We start from the raw sequence: 15794 nt of genomic DNA on the forward strand, positions 1-15794 counted from the left end.
ATGACTGAACGACTTGAGCAGGTGATCGCCCAATTACAAACCTTGTCAACCGATCAACAGGACGCGATCGCATCTCTGATTTTGGCAGAACTCGAAGAAGAAAAGCGATGGAATGACTCCTTTGCCGGCTCACCAAACTTGCTGGCTAAACTAGCAGCCGAAGCAATGGCAGAACATCGATTGGGCAAGACTCAAGAATTAGATCCAGAAACGTTGTGAAGTCTTGTACCACTGCTCGTTTTCGGGAGATGTTTGCAAATCTTCCAAAACCGATTCAAGAGCAGACCCGTAAAGCGTATCGGCAATTCAAAGAAGACCCAAGCTATCCCAGCTTGCGATTCAAGAAAGTCCATCCAAAGCTGCCCATCTATTCTGCACGCATCAATAGGGATTATCGTGCTGTCGGTCAATTAGAGGATGATACGGTGATTTGGTTCTGGGTTGGTTCCCATGCAGAGTACGATATGCTGCTGGAGCAATTGTAGTGCGATGCCGAAGGCACTACGCCATTGCCCTATGTAGCTTAAAGCTTGAGAGCCAACTAACAAAGATATGCCCAGAGGTGGGTTAGTCATCTATCGGATTAAAATGTAAAGAAAATAATCACTTATACTTCAATCTAATATCCATCCTATGCAAATTACCCTCAACCTTGATGAATCGCTTCTCAAGGAAGCCTTTCAACTGACTAACCTCACCACCCAAGAGGAACTAATGAATCTTGCTCTACAAGAATTCGTAAAATCCCGCCGTAAGAAAAACCTTCTCGACCTTGCCGGACAAATTCAATTTGCTCCAGATTTTGATTATAAAGCCCTACGTGAAACTCGTCATGTTGCTGATTGACACATCTGTGTGGATCAGCGTCTTCCGCGATCGCAGTGGTCAAGTTCGCCAGCAACTGGAAACGTTAATTGCAAATCGTGAGATTTTACTCACCCGCTTTACCCAGCTTGAACTGCTTCAAGGGAGCTTAAACGAGCAAGAGTGGACAATCCTCTCTACTTACCTCGAAGTGCAGGATTATGTTGAACTCAGTCCTTCTTCCTGGCAAGCGGCTGCACGTATTTACTATGATCTGCGTCGTCAAGGATTGACTGTTCGCAGCCCAATTGATTGCTGTATTGCTCAAGCGGCACTGGAAAATGATCTGCTTCTGATTCACAACGACCGTGATTTTGAAACCATTGCTCAAGTGCGATCTCTTCAAAATCTCCGTTTTCAGCCCTAGGGTGCGTTCCCTAATGGGGGTCCTACTGCTCCACCGATCGATTTTTGGGAACGCACCATGCCCATTGATTGAAGCTGTGAGTTTAGTTGCGATGCCGAAGGCACTGGTTGGTCTATCGGCGCGTTACGAGGGCAAGCCTAATCGTAATCAAATTCAGAATGGTACAGTCACACGAAGGTGGTATTGGAACAGTGGAAGAATGCAAACTAAAACCTGGGCTTGGAGCGCAAATTGGTGAAACTATCTTCATCGAAAATTTTGGGTCTGAAACCCCGTCGTTCTACGACGGCTTTACTGTTAAATATGAGCATCGTTTACGAAATATATGCTAAAATGTGAGGTATGGAAAAAGCCTATTCGTTTCGATTTTACCCCACACCCGAACAAGAGTCGCTATTGCGGCGCACTTTGGGCTGTGTAAGATTGGTTTACAACAAAGCTCTCCACGAACGAACACAAGCTTGGGGTGGTGATTCGGTAGTAGTGATGGCGGCTTAATCCTTTGCTTTGCTGTGCATTGTAGTCATGGATAAAATACCAAAGGGTTCCCCAACGTGATTCTCCATTTTTTTAGAGAAAGATAGACTCTCTCTCACCAGCCGAGAAATCCTTTGTCGAAAGGTATTATTTAATCTTTCAATATGATTAGTTTGACCAGTTTCTTGACCGACTGGTCGATGACGTTTACTGGGAATTACTGTCTTATATGACTCCCAAAAGTCTGTGTAAGCAACTGCACATTGTCGGTAAACGCCTGGTAAACTAGCCCAAAGTTTTTTGGCTGATTGACGACTCCTATCTCCGCGCATAGCAACCAATAATTTCTCTTGTATTTCTATCAATTAACCGCCAAATATAGACTTTTATCGTCTTAGAAAAAACCAAAGACCACATTTCATCACATTCTATAACCAATTTACCTTTTGGTTTGTCCGAAACCTTTATTTGACGGGGAACAGCCGCCAGTTTATTGTTGACATAATTTTGTTACCATGACCAACTTACCCCTGTTACTCTAGCAATTCCTCGTCAGGAAATTCGTTCGAGCAGGAGTTTATCAATTAATTGTTTGGTTTCGTCAGAGACGGTTTTATTAGTGGGATTGATCACAAACGGTTGACCGCAATCTTTACACTGACGTTTCGGCTTGCCATTATGTGTAGAACCATTTTTGATGGTATGATAAGAACCACATTTAGGACAACAAGATGTTGAAGTTTGTGAATCTTTTGTCAGAAGACAATGTTCTAAATCTTCATCGTAATTTAACCAAAGTTTAATTATCCAAGAGAAGATATTGATAAAAATAGCAATCATAAAAAGCAAATCCCCAACATTTATCAAGCAATTATTTTTATTAGTAAATATTCTACACGACTCAGTCCAGATAAGCAAGATGGCTTACCACTACTACCGAATCACTACCCTTCTTCAATGCTAACTGATTGGAAAAAGCAAGAAGAATTAAACTTTCTCAATGAAGTAAGCTGTGTACCCTTACAACAAGGGTTAAGACATTTACAAACAGCTTTCACTAATTTCTTTGCTGGTCGTACTAAGTATCCTAACTTTAAGAAAAAACATCAGGGAGGAAGTGCCGAATTTACCAAATCAGCCTTTAAATTTAAAGACAAACAAATCTATTTAGCCAAATGCACAGAACCTTTACCTATTCGATGGTCAAGACAAATACCAGAAAGCTGTGAACCAAGTACAGTAACAGTCAGATTACATCCTTCTGGACGTTGGCATATTTCAATAAGATTTGATGACCCAACAATTAAGCCATTACCAGTAACAGATAAAGCCATCGGAATTGACTTAGGAATTAGTAGCCTTGTGATTACCAGCGATGGTGACAAAGTATCTAATCCTGAGCATTTTAACAAGCATTATCGGAGACTGCGAAGAGCATCTAAAAGTCTTTCTCGAAAACAGAAAGGGTCAAAAAATCGGGAAAAGGCAAAAATCAAAGTAGCAAGGATTCACGCTCAAATCACCGATAGTAGAAAAGACCATTTACATAAGCTAACCACTCAATTAGTTCGTGAAAACCAAACGATTGTGGTTGATAATTTAGCCGTCAAGAATATGGTCAAAAACCCCAAGTTATCTCAGGCAATATCTGATGTAAGCTGGGGAGAAATCACTCGACAATTAGCCTATAAATGCCGTTGGTATGGGAGAAACTACATCGAAATAGATAGATGGTTTCCTAGCTCTAAAAGATGTAGTAATTGTGGGCATATTGCCCTTGAAAATGCCGTTAAATGTTCGAGAATGGGATTGTCCAGACTGTGGAACACACCATGACCGAGATATTAACGCGAGTAAAAATATTTTGGCCGCAGGGCTTGCGGTGTCAGTCTGTAGAGCGACCATAAGACCAGAACAGAGTAAATCTGTTAAGGCAGGTGCGAAAAATCCTTCGGGAAAGAAGCAGAAACCCAAATCGTGAGGTTTGGGAATCGCCGTCCGTTTTACGGCGGCGAGGATGTCAATACAGTCCCATTAAGATTCTCAGTCTGTCTTCAACCAATGCCAGGGTTTCTGAGGATACAGTTCCCCATCGCTTCTCAAGTCGTTCTACTGAGATTGATCTTACGTCCTCGCACTTGATAAAACTTGGCATTTTCACTCCTCCCTCTGGAGGTTCCACTTTTATGTGAAAAGGGATTCCTTTGTCTTTAGAAGTTACTGGCAAAACAACAACTAAGCCAGATGTACCCTGATTAAACAGGTCTGCTGAAATCACTAAACATGGACGCTTACCAGCCTGTTCATGCCCCCTTACTGGATTGAGGTCTGCTAGTCATATTTCTCCTCTGGTAATTTCTGCCACTACCCTTCTACTCCATCAGCGAGAGTTTGCTCCCATGTCTGCCTTTCAGAAATTTCCTCTTGCCATAAAGTCTCATTCTTCCTTAAGGCGGCGAAGGCTTCATTCGCTTGAACTAGAAAAACATATCTGCGATAATTTTCGATGGCTTTGTCTAATACTGTTGGGAGCGTATCCCCAGAGGAGTCAACGAGTGCTAACAGCGTTTTGTGAGCAGCCTCACTAATGCTAATTTTTAATTCAGGCATACTTTTCTCTCGTAGCTTGTGTAGGGCTATTGTAGCCAATTGTGTAAGGACTAACAACCTGGTTGGAACTGATTATTTATTCTCCCTTTTGCCTTTTTCCTCTCCTAATATGTAGCCTATACTCAACGGATTTAGTATTAGATAACACCTGTGAATAACGGGGTCGGAGAAGAATTTTTTTCGCCCAATGTTGAAACACTTTCAATTGATGGCGTTTGCTGGGTAAACGCAGAATATAGACAAATCGACGCATTATATCAGCTAATCTACCAGTAATATTAAGGCCAAAACTGGAGACAAGGGCTGATTGTTTACCCAGGGTTAACATATCACCTAAATGCAGATAATAATAGGGTTTGAGCGATTTTTTTCTGATCACTGCCGAGATATTTTTGGCTACTACACTGGCTGCTTGATAGGCTGCTTGTGCTGTGGCAGGAATTACCTGTTTACTCGGATAAATTTCGGCTATATCCCCAAGGGCAAAAACTTCGGGATAGTCGATTAATTGTAAACTGGAACGGGTTAATAATTTGCCTTGTGCTGTTTTCTGACAGTCTAAATTATTGATCCAATCCTGTGCTTGGGTTCCTGCTGTCCACAATAATAAATCAATGGGGATAACTTCATTTTTATTATCTTTAAATACGGTTATGGAATTAGCTGCAACTTCCTTTAATCCTGTGTTTAGATAGAGACTAACATTCTTGGCTAAAAGGGAACGACAGGAAGCAATACGCACCGATTTAGGGAAGTTTTGCAGTATTTCCTCGTTCCTTTCCACTAGGTGAACTTTGCCTTTTTTTCCTAAACGATCAGCCACCTTACAGGCTAATTCTACCCCATTGGGACCGCCGCCAATAATTGCTAAATCAATTGAGGATTTTCCTTGAGTTTCTAAGTCATGAATTGCCGTTTGTAATTTTTCTACATCCTCTAAACTCCGAAAAGTTAGCCCATAATCGGCTAACCCCGGTATAGCCGGCCAACGATTCCGCACTCCCACCGCTAAAACGAGGTAATCGTAATCTAAAATTTCCTCATTTTCTAAATATACTTGATGATTGTTTAAGTCAATATTACGGGCTTTTTGAGTTTTTAAATTAACCTGAGTTCCTGTTAATAATTGACGGTAGGAAGGGGCAATTTCCCAGCGTTGCAATTCTCCTGTAATTAGTTCATAGAGAAGGGGAGTAAAGAGAAAATGGTCTTTCGGTTCGACTAAAGTTATTTGCCATTGACCGGATTTTACTGCTGTTAATCGACTCAGATCGAGCGCCGTGTATAACCCTCCAAAACCACCCCCCAGAATGCAAATCTTAGTTATTGGTTTATTCATGGATTTTTATTCTCAGTTGTGTTTAGGATGGGTTTCAGTTCCGAAACTAATTGTTCTGAACGAATAATTCTCGCCGGGGGTAAAAGATGATAGTGAGTATCAGCAAAAATGGTAGAATCGGTCTTAATATTCAAGTCTGTTGGGTCGTAAATTGTTGGCACAACCCGACTTAATTCTTCGGCAGATTTGCGAATATTAGCAAGAGTCTTACCATCATTTTTAGCATAAACCCAGGGCAAAGAAACCACTAAAGTCGCCCCTTTTGCTTCCAAATCTTTCTTGAGTTTTTCAATCAATTTAATCGAGTGAGGAGAAGCAGGAGTATCAAAGGTCATTTGCCACCATTTCCCTGTTCTTTCCTTAACTATAGTCGGATCTCCTCTGTCAGTAATCGGATCGGAAAGATAACCCGTCATTCTGCCTTTAGTGAATAAATCAACCGTGGATTTAGTGACTGCACGCATCCCCGGAATACCTAATAACCAAGTATCCTCGATCATGGTTTTTAAAGGTATCCCACCTAACCCTGGTTTGCCAATAGCGACGCTAAAAGGTGCGGATCCCCAAAGTCCTTCGCCGCGATTAAAACCGTCCTCATCCATGAGCATGAGATATTCAGGAATCAGCAGAATTACGTCTCCTTGGCGCGCTTTTTCGAGAATCATAGCGGCAATGACATTTAACCCGATATCCCCCTGTAAACCGAAGTTAACCACCGGCATTCCCAATTCTTTGGCCATTAATTCCGAATTTATGGTATAATGCGCCCCCGATCCTGCCGTGACGATTAAACGCCGCGGTCCTTCGATCCTAGCTGCGATCGCCGATTTTTCTTCGTACATCATCCGCAACCAGCTTAATTCGCCGCCGTAGATGACATTATAAACAAAGCCGAGGGACCAAGCGACTCCCAGAGAGGCTAACCAGGGGAAAATGTTAAAGGATTTAGTATTCATCAGAATTCAAAGTAAATAAAGTCACCGGTATTAGTGGAAGCTAGGAGAATAGTTAAACCTAGCAATATTTTAGACAGCCAAGGCGATAGTAATAGTTCATATTCAAACTTTTTCTGGGCAATAGCCAGATGTTCGAGGATTAAAACAATGATACCAAGAACTAAAGCGACGCTTAAAACTGCTCCTTGATTGAGAGTATAGGAACTAAAAATCTCCCCGATATTAGCTAAGGAATAATTGAAAGGATTGGCAATAACCAGCATTTTGCCGATTAATCTTCTGGTGTTAATCTCCATGAAAAAGAGACAACCAAAAATGACAGCCAATTGCGTTAAAGCCCAGGAGACAATTTGCGGCTGAGAAACGTATTTTCCGACGAAAGCATAGAAAGGTCGGCCTAGATAACGCAGTAATAATAATAATGCCCCGTGGTAGGCACCCCAAAAGATGAAATTCCAAGCCGCACCGTGCCAGAAACCAGAGAGAGTAAAGGTGATAAATAGGTAAAAAGGCGCCCAATTTTTATTGGAACCCATCAGGGGTAAAAACACATAATCTCGAAACCAAGTGCTAAGGGTAATATGCCAACGTCGCCAAAATTCGTTAATACTTTGGGATGTGTAGGGAGCTAAAAAGTTTAATTCCAATCTAATGCCAACAAAATAGGCTAAACCAACAGCAATAAAGCTATAACCGCCGAAGTCAAAATAGATTCTCAGGGTGAATAAAAAGGCCTCAAACCAGATATACCAAGCATTATCGATCATCTTATCTAATTCGATGTAGGGCGCAATGTTATCGGCGAGGACAAATTTCATAAATAAACCGAGAGAAAGCCAACGCAACCCCTTCTCGAAGTTTTCTCCTGTAAATTTGAGGCGAAATCCCTCCATTTGTGGTAATAAATCCCGGCGACGCTCGATCGGACCTGCGACAATCTGGGGGAAAAAGGAGATAAAATTGACATAATCGAGGACGGCTAGGGGTTTCTTTTTCTTTTCCCGTAGGGAGTCCACCACGAAAGCCACCATCTGGAAGGTATAGAAGGATACCCCCGGCGGTATTTGGCTAGGCACGGGAATTGGGGAAAGTTCCTTCCAGTTAGGGGGGAGAGAAACGAATAATCCGATGATTTCCTCGACAAAAAAGCCGAAATACTTGAAGTAGGCGAGGACGAGAATATCGATGACGATAACGATAGTGGCCAGGAGATTCGCCTTCCAGCCGCTCATTTTCAGCACTAGCCAGACCATAATGTAGTTAAAGGCTAGGGAGACGACGAAAACGAGGAAACTGGTGCGACTGGCGTAATAAAATAGGATTAGGGACAGCGCCGCTAATCCGACTCCATCAAAAACACCTCGCCAGAGATTGAAGGACTTCGCCAGGTAGCGCGCCGTTAGGAAAGGAACGCTAAAAAGGATTAATATCCACCAAAATATAAAATCAGAGTAATTCAAGGCGTGTTAACTCCTGATGGTCTGTGTTACCTTGTTTGAGATGGGTTTCCTGACTTCTGATGCTCAGAGACGAGGGATTTTCTTGACAAGCCTATCAAACTTTGTCAGACTTGTCCATAAAATTACCTTCATCCATCCTAAAAAATCGAGGCTAGACAAGCAATGCTTTATCAAAAACTGTTAGATGCTCATAAACGCTATCGACAATTTAAGACTTATCCCCATATTGCCGATCAATATTGGTCTAGTCAGTTGGCAGAGCATAATATTAATCCTAATTATGTGGCATATGATGCTAAATCTGGTCAACTTTTTTACAAACCCTTAGGGATCAGTTTAAGCAAAAATAAGCAGGATTTCCTCTTGGGTAGTAAAGTTTGTAACAAAGCTGGCGCCTTAAAGGCTCTGGCTGATTGTAAATTTTATATCGATGGGCAACAGGAATTAATTATCGATATCGATGGAGTTAAGTTAATTATCGAGACGGGACAGGATTTAGATATCGCCCATGAAATTTTCCTTTTAGGTGTATATAATTTCCTCTATGACAAGCCCTGTGTAGCGATCGATATTGGCATGAATACGGGTTTTGCTAGTCTCTTTTTTGCCAATCGAGCTAATGTGAAAGCTGTCTATAGTTACGAACCTTTTAAGGCTACCTACGACCAAGCTTTAAGAAATTTTGCCCTCAATCCTAATCTAGCGGAGAAGATTAAAGCTTTTGATTATGGAGTCGGCGCTCGGGATGAAATTATTCAAGTCGAATACGATTACAAGGTTAAAGGTAGTGTTGGTATTTCTGGTATTGACAACCAATTAAAACCTTTTGCCTCGAAACAAACAGCTACAGCCGATTTAATTCTTAAACCTTTCACCGATGTGTTTAAAGGTATTACCTCTGATTATCCCGACATCGATATAGTTGCCAAGATTGATTGTGAAGGTTCCGAATACGAAATCCTCGATTCTTTAGCGGCAACCGGTCAATTAGGACAGATTAAAATTATCATGATGGAATGGCATAAAAAGGGTCCCGATGCTTTAGTCAAACATCTGCAAGAATTCGGTTTTATCATCTTCTCCCGGATGCCTCGCAGTAAAAATGTGGGTACTTTGTACGCAATTAAACCCTAAAGTATAGGAGTGAGGTGATAGGGAAATGGGGAAATGGGGAAATGGGGAAATGGGGAAATGGGGAAATGGGGAAATTTCCACTAATACCCCAAAACCCCAACACCTTCTAACTGATAACTGATAACTGATAACTGATAACTGATAACTGATAACTGATAACTGATTTACTGTGCTTGACAATAGGTATTAAAAGCTTCGCCAGTTTCTTTTTCTAATTGGCCGGCTTTTCTTACCTTTTCCTGTGCTAATTTTGCCCCGTTTTTATTGCGAGTTTCGATAACTTGAATTATTTCACGAGTGGCAGTGGCATAATCTTCATAGACTTGAGCGAAAGCGATTTTATATTTATCTAGTTCAGGATCCTTCACTGCTAATTTTTTCATATTTTCTGCGGCCTGTTCGATTTTATCGGCGGCTAATAGCCAACTTTTTTGGTCAATTTCTGTCCCTTGACCCTTGGTTAAGGATTTGGTTTCTTGGGCGACTTCGTTGGCAATCCGATAGATTTTTTGACATTGAAACTGTTTACTATCAGCACAACTTGCCAAAAAAGTCAAGCCTATAAATATTAAGATTATTTTGTTATTCATAGCATTGTATTTGAGATGATTCTAGGGAAGCTTATAGCGGTAAACTATCAGCCTCTAAGTAGGGAGGCACAATTATTTGTAGGATGGGTTAGGGGTAGCGTAACGTAATCGGGCGTTGGGTTTCATGCTTCAACCCAACCTACGTTCTATCGGCACCCCCCTTATCAAGGGGGGCAGGGGGGATCAAAGACAAAATCTATCTTCAATTTAATTGAAACCACTTACTTAGAATTGTTCAATCCGATAATACTAAAGTTTAGCACTCGATCGCTGTTAATCGTGTCTTTTTTGATGCCAATTCCAAGCGTGTTCAACTATTACCTTGAGATCGGCATATTGGGGATGCCAACCGAGAACCTGTTTAGCTTTATCACTACTCCCGATTAAAATGGGGGCATCACCTGCCCTTCTGGGACTTTCGATGACGGGAATATCTAAACCAGTTACCGCTCGCGCTGTTTCAATCACTTCACGCACGGAAAAACCGTTACCATTGCCCAAATTAAACACATTACTTTCGCCCCCATTTAAGAGATATTCTAAGCCTAAAACGTGAGCTTGGGCTAAATCATTGACATGGATATAATCCCGAACAGCAGTACCATCGGGAGTATCATAATCCGTGCCGAAAATTGACAGGGAATCCCGTTTTTTCAGGGCAGTTAATAAAGCCAGGGGAATTAAATGGGTTTCTGGTTGGTGATCTTCCCCTAATAAACCACTGGGGTCGGCTCCTGAAGCATTAAAATAACGGAAAGCCACCGATTTTAAACCGTAGGCCGCATCAAAATCCCTAAGAATTTGTTCCACCATTTCCTTACTGGCAGCGTAGGGACTGAGGGGATGATGGGGGTGATTTTCCGTCATCGGAATTTCCTTGGGCATTCCATAAATAGCACAGGTGGAAGAAAAAACAAATTTCTTCACATCGGCGGCGATCATCGCTTGCAAAAGAGTCAGACTACCACTAACATTATTTTGATAGTAAATAGCCGGTTCTTGTACCGATTCCCCCACGGCAATAAAAGCGGCAAAGTGCATGACGGCGGCAATATCACGACTAGCAAATAAATTATCCAGCAGCGATCGATCCCTAGTATCACCGACAATTAACTCAACTTTTAACACATCCTTAATAATTTCGGCGTGACCGTAGGATAAGTTATCGAGTACGATGACGGAATAACCGGCATTTTTGAGCGCTAGAACTGCATGGGAACCAATATAACCCGCACCGCCAGTGACGAGAATGGTAGGTTTAACTTGAGACACGCGATCATACCTATTTGAGATTGACTTGTCTATAACTTTATACCCTAATTTTGCTTTTAAGTAAGTCGTTATAATTAAATTGAAGATAGATATTGTCTTGGATACCCCCTTAATCCCCCCTTGATAAGGGTAGTGCCGATCCCCCCTGCCCCCCTTGATAAGGGGGGTGTCTGACAATTTTTAACACCTACCTACTTATTTGACCATCATGTTAAGTCCCCTCGATCTATCTCTTTCCCTTGACAAAGAAACTTATCAATCACAAATTAAAGATTTAATGCAACAACTGCGATCGCTACAGAAGTCCTGTTGGGAATGTAAATTACCCGTGGTGGTGGTTTTGGAAGGTTGGGCGGCGGCAGGCAAGGGAACTTTAGTCAAAAAAATGGTTAACTATATGGATCCTCGCGGTTTTACCGTCCATCCAATTTTAACCCCTTCCCTCCAAGAGGAAAGTTACCCGTTTTTATGGCGATTTTGGCAAAAACTGCCAGCAAAAGGCAGTATCGGCATTTTTTATCACAGTTGGTACACCCATCTACTAGAGGATCGACTCTTAAATAAATTGCCCTCCTCCCAGATTCCCCTAGTCATGCGCGATATCAACACCTTTGAGCGACAATTATCTGATGATCGGGTCGCAATCGCTAAATTCTGGATTCACCTCAGTCAAAAGGAATTAAAGTCACGCATCAGAGAATACGCCGAAAATGAACTAGAATCTTGGCGCGTGCGTCCGGAAGATTGGCAACAGGCCAAACGTTATGATGAGTATGCCAGTTTAGCCGAGGAAATGATTACCTACACTAGCACGGGGGCCGCCCCTTGGACATTGGTGGAGGGCAACTGTCAACGTTGGGCCCGGGTAAAAGTTCTCTCCCAATTAGTCGGTACGATCGCTCAAGCTTTGGATCAGCGGCAATTACCGATCGAACCCCCTGTCAATCTACCACCTCAAGCCCAATTACTGCCCACGGAACCCGATTATCTGGGGAGAGTGGACTTAAGTGCCAAATTGGAAAAAGAAGACTATAAAATCCGTTTGCGTCAGGCACAGGTAGAATTAAGAAAACTGCAATTAGAGATTTTTCAGGCAAATATCCCCGTTTTAGTCCTCTTTGAAGGGTGGGATGCCGCCGGTAAGGGAGGGGCGATCAAACGCTTAACCGATACCCTCGATCCTCGCAGTTATCAAGTGATTGCCTTTGCTGCCCCGACGGAGGAAGAACATCGCTATCATTACCTCTGGCGCTTCTGGCGGAAATTGCCCGCAGCCAAAACTATCGGTATATTCGATCGCAGTTGGTATGGACGGGTTTTGGTGGAGAGAGTGGAAGGATTCGCTAAAGATATGGATTGGCGACGGGCATATCAAGAAATTAACGAATTTGAGGCCCAATTAACCCATTCAGGCTGTGTTTTAGTCAAATTCTGGTTACATATTAGCCCCGAAGAACAGTTAAATCGCTTCAACGAGCGCCAAAATAACCCCTATCGTCAACATAAACTCACCGATGAAGATTGGCGCAATCGGGAAAAACAGCCCCTCTACCATGTGGCAGTTAATCACATGGTAGCCCGCACTAGCACCCCCGTCGCCCCCTGGACGATTGTAGCGGCAAATGATAAGTATTTCGCCCGCGTTAAAGTCATAGAAACAGTAATTGCCGCTATTGAAACCGGTTTGAAACAACGGGGATAGGGGAGATAGGGGTATGGGGATTTTTTCGATTCAGTTGTACAATTTACCTTTGAGTAGGCACTAAACTAAACTGGTAACTTGAGGCAGATAATCACGGCCAAAAAATGCGTGCAAACGTTGACGCTCAGAAGTTAGAACGCCTAATGCAAATCTTAGGTAAAGAAGCTCAGGGTTCAGGCACTATCTACTTTACAGGTGGAGCGAGTGCCTTACTGGTGGGATGGCGGAATTCCACAGTCGATGTGGATATCCGTCTAGATCCAGAACCGCCGGGCATTTTTCAAGCGATCGCCAAGCTAAAAAAAGAATTGAACATCAACATTGAACTGGCATCTCCGCAGGATTTTCTGCCCCCTATTCCGGGATGGCGCGATCGAAGCGTATTCATTGGCAAACGAGGTCAAATCTCTTTCTATCACTATGATTTTACAGCCCAAGCTCTTTCTAAACTATCGAGAGGGTTTGACCGTGACTTGAAAGATATTGAAGCTATGTACGAACACAAATTATTCTCTTTGAATGAGCTAGGGGAATGCTTTGAAGCGATTGCACCGGAACTAATCCGATTCCCCTCCCTTAACCCTGATGTGCTGAGAAGCAGAGTCGAGAACTTTATTGAACGTTTTCAATGTCCACCAGAGGAGAAACAATCATGAATCTCAATGAGTTGCCAGGGGCCGAGATCATCTTACCCGGACTGAGGGATCTTCACAATGGTGAGTCCAATACCATTGGGGCGTTGCTAGTTGCGATCGCATCGACGCGCCTAACGGAAGTCGGTTTCGATATCCCCAAAAATCACCTAGCTGCAGAGCCAGAGCTAACCTTGTATGCCTATCTCCAAGAGGAACGGGATGATGCTTATTCTTACTATAATGCTTTGCTGAATCGCCTCAACAGCTTTTGCAATGCACTCGAACTCGGTTATAAAATATGATGACAATTTCCCCCAGTTTAATTTCTCCCGATCTCAGTTTGGCCGATATTCCCCTAGAGGAAACCCTCTCTTTAGGAGTGATGGCTTCTGGTAGTGGTTCCAATTTTGCTGTTTTAGCAGCAGCGATCGCCAAAAAACAGCTAAATGCCCGGATTTCTGTCCTCATCTACAATAATCCCGATGCCAAGGTAAAAGAAAAAGCCGCTCACTACAATATCCCCGCGGTTTTCCTCGATCATCGTCAATTTAAACCCAGAGAAGAACTCGATCGGGCAATAGTCGAAACTTTCCAAGAATACGGCGTAAAATGGGTAATTATGGCGGGCTGGATGCGAATTGTCACCCCGGTTTTACTAGATGCTTTTCCCGATCGCGTGATCAATATCCATCCTAGTTTACTACCCAGTTTTAAAGGTGTGCGTGCCGTGGAACAAGCTTTAGCCGCAGGGGTAAAAGTGACCGGATGTACTGTGCATATCGCTCGCGCGGAGGTAGATAGTGGACCAATTTTAATGCAAGCAGTGGTTCCCATTCTCCCCGATGATACCGCGGCCAGTCTCCACGAACGCATTCAAGTGCAAGAACATCGCATTTTCCCAGTAGCGATCGCTTTAGCGGCGAAATTGAGCCTATAGAGACAGATTTCTGGACTTCCTTGGCGAGAATACCGGCAAAAAAACGAAAATTCAAAGCAAATCGTTAAATATCACTCCTTCGTAAATTTCCTGAAAACTGAGATCGAAATTGACAGAAGTTAAAGATAAACTGGCATTTTCGCCCTCGTATTCCGTTAATAACCATTTATTTTCTTCAGTTTTGTTATACTGCATGATATAGGGACGACTTTGACTAATGAGAATATATTCTTGCAATTCCGGCAGCGAACGATAATAAAGAAATTTATCACCCTGGTCATAATTTTGAGTCGATTTTGAGAGGACTTCTACTATTAATCTGGGATTGGTAACAGTTGTCCTACCAGTTTCATAATAAATCGGTTCACCCTCAATTAACATCACATCGGGATAGGTTGCTTGACGATATTGCGCTATCCATACTTTAACGTCACCGATAAATATTTTATAGTGAGACTGGGGTAACTTTAGGCGTAAATAAAAGTAAAAATTACCTGCAATTTTATTATGATCGGTAGTGCCTCCTGTCATCGGTACGATTTCCCCGTCTTGATACTCATTTTTATAGGCTGCCGTTTCCTCTAGTTCTAAATATTCGGCAAAGCTATAGGTACTTTTATCTGTGGCTATGGTCATAATTGATTGATTCTTTGGTTAACTTAAGCTGATTAAAACAACTGGTTTAATCATTGATTATATTAAAAGTAACTCCTTCGTAAATTTCCTGAAAACTGAGATCGAAATTGACAGAAGTTAAAGATAAACTGGTATTTTCGCCCTCGTATTCCGTTAATAACCATTTATTTTCCTCAGTTTTGTTATACTGCATGACATAGGGACGACTTTGACTGATCAGAATATATTCTTGAAATTCCGGCAGCGAACGATAATAGAGAAATTTGTCGCCCTGGTCATAATTTTGAGTTGATTTTGAGAGGACTTCTACTATTAATCTGGGATTGGTAACAGTTGTCTTGCCAGTTTCATAATAAATCGGTTCACCCTCAATTAGCATCACATCGGGATAGGTTGCTTGACGATATTGCGCTATCCATAATTTCACATCACCGATAAAAATATTATATTTCTGTCCTTTGAGGGCAAATTTTAAATAAGCGGCAAAATTGAGAGCAATTTTATTATGATCGGTAGTGCCTCCTGTCATCGGTACGATTTCCCCGTCTTGATACTCATGTTTATAGGCTGCCGTTTCCTCTAGTTGTAAATATTCGGCAAAGCTATAGGTACTTTTATCTGTGGCTATGGTCATAATTTAAGTAGCTGGTTATAATTAAATTAAAAATGGATTTTAGGTTCGCTCCCCTCTGTCCCCCTTAATAAGGGGGGTGCCGATCTCCCCCTTATTAAGTAGGGTTGATTCATGAATCAACCCTACCCTTAATAGGGGGGCATCTGAAAGTTTTTAATACCTACCCACTTATTGATTAGCT

18 protein-coding genes and 3 pseudogenes are annotated in these 15794 nt (G+C 42.2%); 11 read left to right on the forward strand and 10 right to left on the reverse strand.

Translation table 11 applies throughout. The annotated features are described in order from the left end of the window. The 5 genes and pseudogenes from VL20_RS08775 to VL20_RS27865 all read left to right on the forward strand — a co-directional run. Positions 1-219, forward strand: a complete 219-nt coding sequence (locus VL20_RS08775; RefSeq protein WP_052276263.1) for a hypothetical protein — start codon at positions 1-3, stop codon at positions 217-219. Further along, positions 216-485: a type II toxin-antitoxin system RelE family toxin gene (locus tag VL20_RS08780; RefSeq protein ID WP_002748618.1), complete on the forward strand. Its 270-nt coding sequence runs from the start codon at positions 216-218 to the stop codon at positions 483-485. Before VL20_RS08775 ends, VL20_RS08780 begins: the two co-directional genes overlap by 4 nt. A gap of 148 nt (positions 486-633) precedes the next feature. Next, the gene (locus VL20_RS08785) at positions 634-846 is read left to right on the forward strand and encodes a type II toxin-antitoxin system VapB family antitoxin (RefSeq protein ID WP_002754145.1); all 213 of its coding nucleotides are present in this window, start codon (positions 634-636) and stop codon (positions 844-846) included. Then, a complete protein-coding gene (gene vapC, locus VL20_RS08790; protein WP_052276264.1) occupies positions 833-1231 on the forward strand; it encodes a type II toxin-antitoxin system VapC family toxin in 399 nt (132 codons plus the stop codon). Before VL20_RS08785 ends, vapC begins: the two co-directional genes overlap by 14 nt. A gap of 342 nt (positions 1232-1573) precedes the next feature. Beyond that, a pseudogene (locus tag VL20_RS27865) lies at positions 1574-1696 on the forward strand (helix-turn-helix domain-containing protein); the annotation flags it as partial. A gap of 48 nt (positions 1697-1744) precedes the next feature. On the opposite strand, the pseudogene VL20_RS27870 reads toward VL20_RS27865, so the two are convergent. Next, a pseudogene (locus VL20_RS27870) lies at positions 1745-2467 on the reverse strand (IS1 family transposase); the annotation flags it as partial. 192 nt (positions 2468-2659) lie between these two features. Between VL20_RS27870 and VL20_RS08805 the strand changes: the two are divergent. Continuing rightward, positions 2660-3689: pseudogene (locus VL20_RS08805) on the forward strand (RNA-guided endonuclease InsQ/TnpB family protein); the annotation flags it as partial. A gap of 39 nt (positions 3690-3728) precedes the next feature. Here VL20_RS08805 and VL20_RS08810 read toward each other — a convergent pair. The 5 genes from VL20_RS08810 to VL20_RS08830 form a co-directional block, all read right to left on the reverse strand. Continuing rightward, complete coding sequence (locus tag VL20_RS08810; RefSeq protein WP_284526059.1) at positions 3729-3986, reverse strand: type II toxin-antitoxin system PemK/MazF family toxin; 258 nt, start codon at positions 3984-3986, stop codon at positions 3729-3731. Positions 3987-4072: 86 nt separating this feature from the next. Beyond that, positions 4073-4318 (reverse strand): hypothetical protein, encoded by a 246-nt coding sequence (locus tag VL20_RS08815; RefSeq protein WP_002739747.1) that lies wholly within the window; start codon positions 4316-4318, stop codon positions 4073-4075. Between the two features lie 76 nt (positions 4319-4394). After that, positions 4395-5657 (reverse strand): NAD(P)/FAD-dependent oxidoreductase, encoded by a 1263-nt coding sequence (locus tag VL20_RS08820; RefSeq protein ID WP_052276267.1) that lies wholly within the window; start codon positions 5655-5657, stop codon positions 4395-4397. Beyond that, positions 5654-6613 (reverse strand): hypothetical protein, encoded by a 960-nt coding sequence (locus VL20_RS08825; protein ID WP_052276268.1) that lies wholly within the window; start codon positions 6611-6613, stop codon positions 5654-5656. The genes VL20_RS08820 and VL20_RS08825 overlap by 4 nt, the downstream gene beginning before the upstream one ends. Next, positions 6613-8073, reverse strand: a complete 1461-nt coding sequence (locus tag VL20_RS08830) for an MBOAT family O-acyltransferase (protein WP_052276269.1) — start codon at positions 8071-8073, stop codon at positions 6613-6615. Before VL20_RS08830 ends, VL20_RS08825 begins: the two co-directional genes overlap by 1 nt. A 162-nt stretch (positions 8074-8235) precedes the next feature. Here VL20_RS08830 and VL20_RS08835 point away from each other — a divergent pair, with 162 nt between their 5' ends. After that, positions 8236-9207 (forward strand): FkbM family methyltransferase, encoded by a 972-nt coding sequence (locus VL20_RS08835; RefSeq protein WP_052276270.1) that lies wholly within the window; start codon positions 8236-8238, stop codon positions 9205-9207. Between the two features lie 164 nt (positions 9208-9371). Here the strand turns inward: VL20_RS08835 and VL20_RS08840 are convergent, their stop codons facing one another. Beyond that, the gene (locus VL20_RS08840; RefSeq protein ID WP_043999872.1) at positions 9372-9797 is read right to left on the reverse strand and encodes a hypothetical protein; all 426 of its coding nucleotides are present in this window, start codon (positions 9795-9797) and stop codon (positions 9372-9374) included. 273 nt (positions 9798-10070) lie between these two features. Beyond that, positions 10071-11069, reverse strand: coding sequence for a UDP-glucose 4-epimerase GalE (galE, locus tag VL20_RS08845; RefSeq protein WP_052276271.1), 999 nt, complete (start codon positions 11067-11069; stop codon positions 10071-10073). Between the two features lie 208 nt (positions 11070-11277). Between galE and pap the strand changes: the two genes are divergently transcribed. From pap to purN, 4 genes are all read left to right on the forward strand, one after another. Next, positions 11278-12771: a polyphosphate:AMP phosphotransferase gene (gene pap, locus VL20_RS08850; RefSeq protein ID WP_052276272.1), complete on the forward strand. Its 1494-nt coding sequence runs from the start codon at positions 11278-11280 to the stop codon at positions 12769-12771. A 104-nt stretch (positions 12772-12875) separates the two neighbouring features. Next, the gene (locus VL20_RS08855) at positions 12876-13427 is read left to right on the forward strand and encodes a DUF6036 family nucleotidyltransferase (RefSeq protein ID WP_002758648.1); all 552 of its coding nucleotides are present in this window, start codon (positions 12876-12878) and stop codon (positions 13425-13427) included. After that, the gene (locus tag VL20_RS08860; RefSeq protein WP_052276273.1) at positions 13424-13708 is read left to right on the forward strand and encodes a hypothetical protein; all 285 of its coding nucleotides are present in this window, start codon (positions 13424-13426) and stop codon (positions 13706-13708) included. The genes VL20_RS08855 and VL20_RS08860 overlap by 4 nt, the downstream gene beginning before the upstream one ends. Then, complete coding sequence (purN, locus tag VL20_RS08865; RefSeq protein ID WP_052276274.1) at positions 13705-14343, forward strand: phosphoribosylglycinamide formyltransferase; 639 nt, start codon at positions 13705-13707, stop codon at positions 14341-14343. The genes VL20_RS08860 and purN overlap by 4 nt, the downstream gene beginning before the upstream one ends. A 51-nt stretch (positions 14344-14394) precedes the next feature. On the opposite strand, the gene VL20_RS08870 is transcribed toward purN, so the two are convergent. Both VL20_RS08870 and VL20_RS08875 read right to left on the reverse strand, forming a co-directional pair. Further along, positions 14395-14979 (reverse strand): Uma2 family endonuclease, encoded by a 585-nt coding sequence (locus VL20_RS08870; RefSeq protein ID WP_052276275.1) that lies wholly within the window; start codon positions 14977-14979, stop codon positions 14395-14397. Positions 14980-15025: 46 nt separating this feature from the next. After that, entirely contained in the window at positions 15026-15613 is a 588-nt protein-coding gene (locus VL20_RS08875; RefSeq protein ID WP_052276276.1) for a Uma2 family endonuclease, read from the reverse strand. Positions 15614-15794 lie beyond the last annotated feature (181 nt).

The organism is Microcystis panniformis FACHB-1757, assembly GCF_001264245.1.
GTDB lineage: Bacteria > Cyanobacteriota > Cyanobacteriia > Cyanobacteriales > Microcystaceae > Microcystis > Microcystis panniformis.

Coding starts and splice junctions, on each gene's coding strand:
- VL20_RS08775 (WP_052276263.1), top strand. CDS start 1: ATGACTGAACGACTTGAGCAGGTGATCGCCCAATTACAAACCTTGTCA.
- VL20_RS08785 (WP_002754145.1), top strand. CDS start 634: ATGCAAATTACCCTCAACCTTGATGAATCGCTTCTCAAGGAAGCCTTT.
- vapC (WP_052276264.1), top strand. CDS start 833: ATGTTGCTGATTGACACATCTGTGTGGATCAGCGTCTTCCGCGATCGC.
- VL20_RS08815 (WP_002739747.1), bottom strand. CDS start 4,318: ATGCCTGAATTAAAAATTAGCATTAGTGAGGCTGCTCACAAAACGCTG.
- VL20_RS08820 (WP_052276267.1), bottom strand. CDS start 5,657: ATGAATAAACCAATAACTAAGATTTGCATTCTGGGGGGTGGTTTTGGA.
- VL20_RS08825 (WP_052276268.1), bottom strand. CDS start 6,613: ATGAATACTAAATCCTTTAACATTTTCCCCTGGTTAGCCTCTCTGGGA.
- VL20_RS08835 (WP_052276270.1), top strand. CDS start 8,236: ATGCTTTATCAAAAACTGTTAGATGCTCATAAACGCTATCGACAATTT.
- VL20_RS08840 (WP_043999872.1), bottom strand. CDS start 9,797: ATGAATAACAAAATAATCTTAATATTTATAGGCTTGACTTTTTTGGCA.
- pap (WP_052276272.1), top strand. CDS start 11,278: ATGTTAAGTCCCCTCGATCTATCTCTTTCCCTTGACAAAGAAACTTAT.
- VL20_RS08855 (WP_002758648.1), top strand. CDS start 12,876: ATGCGTGCAAACGTTGACGCTCAGAAGTTAGAACGCCTAATGCAAATC.
- VL20_RS08860 (WP_052276273.1), top strand. CDS start 13,424: ATGAATCTCAATGAGTTGCCAGGGGCCGAGATCATCTTACCCGGACTG.
- purN (WP_052276274.1), top strand. CDS start 13,705: ATGATGACAATTTCCCCCAGTTTAATTTCTCCCGATCTCAGTTTGGCC.
- VL20_RS08870 (WP_052276275.1), bottom strand. CDS start 14,979: ATGACCATAGCCACAGATAAAAGTACCTATAGCTTTGCCGAATATTTA.
- VL20_RS08875 (WP_052276276.1), bottom strand. CDS start 15,613: ATGACCATAGCCACAGATAAAAGTACCTATAGCTTTGCCGAATATTTA.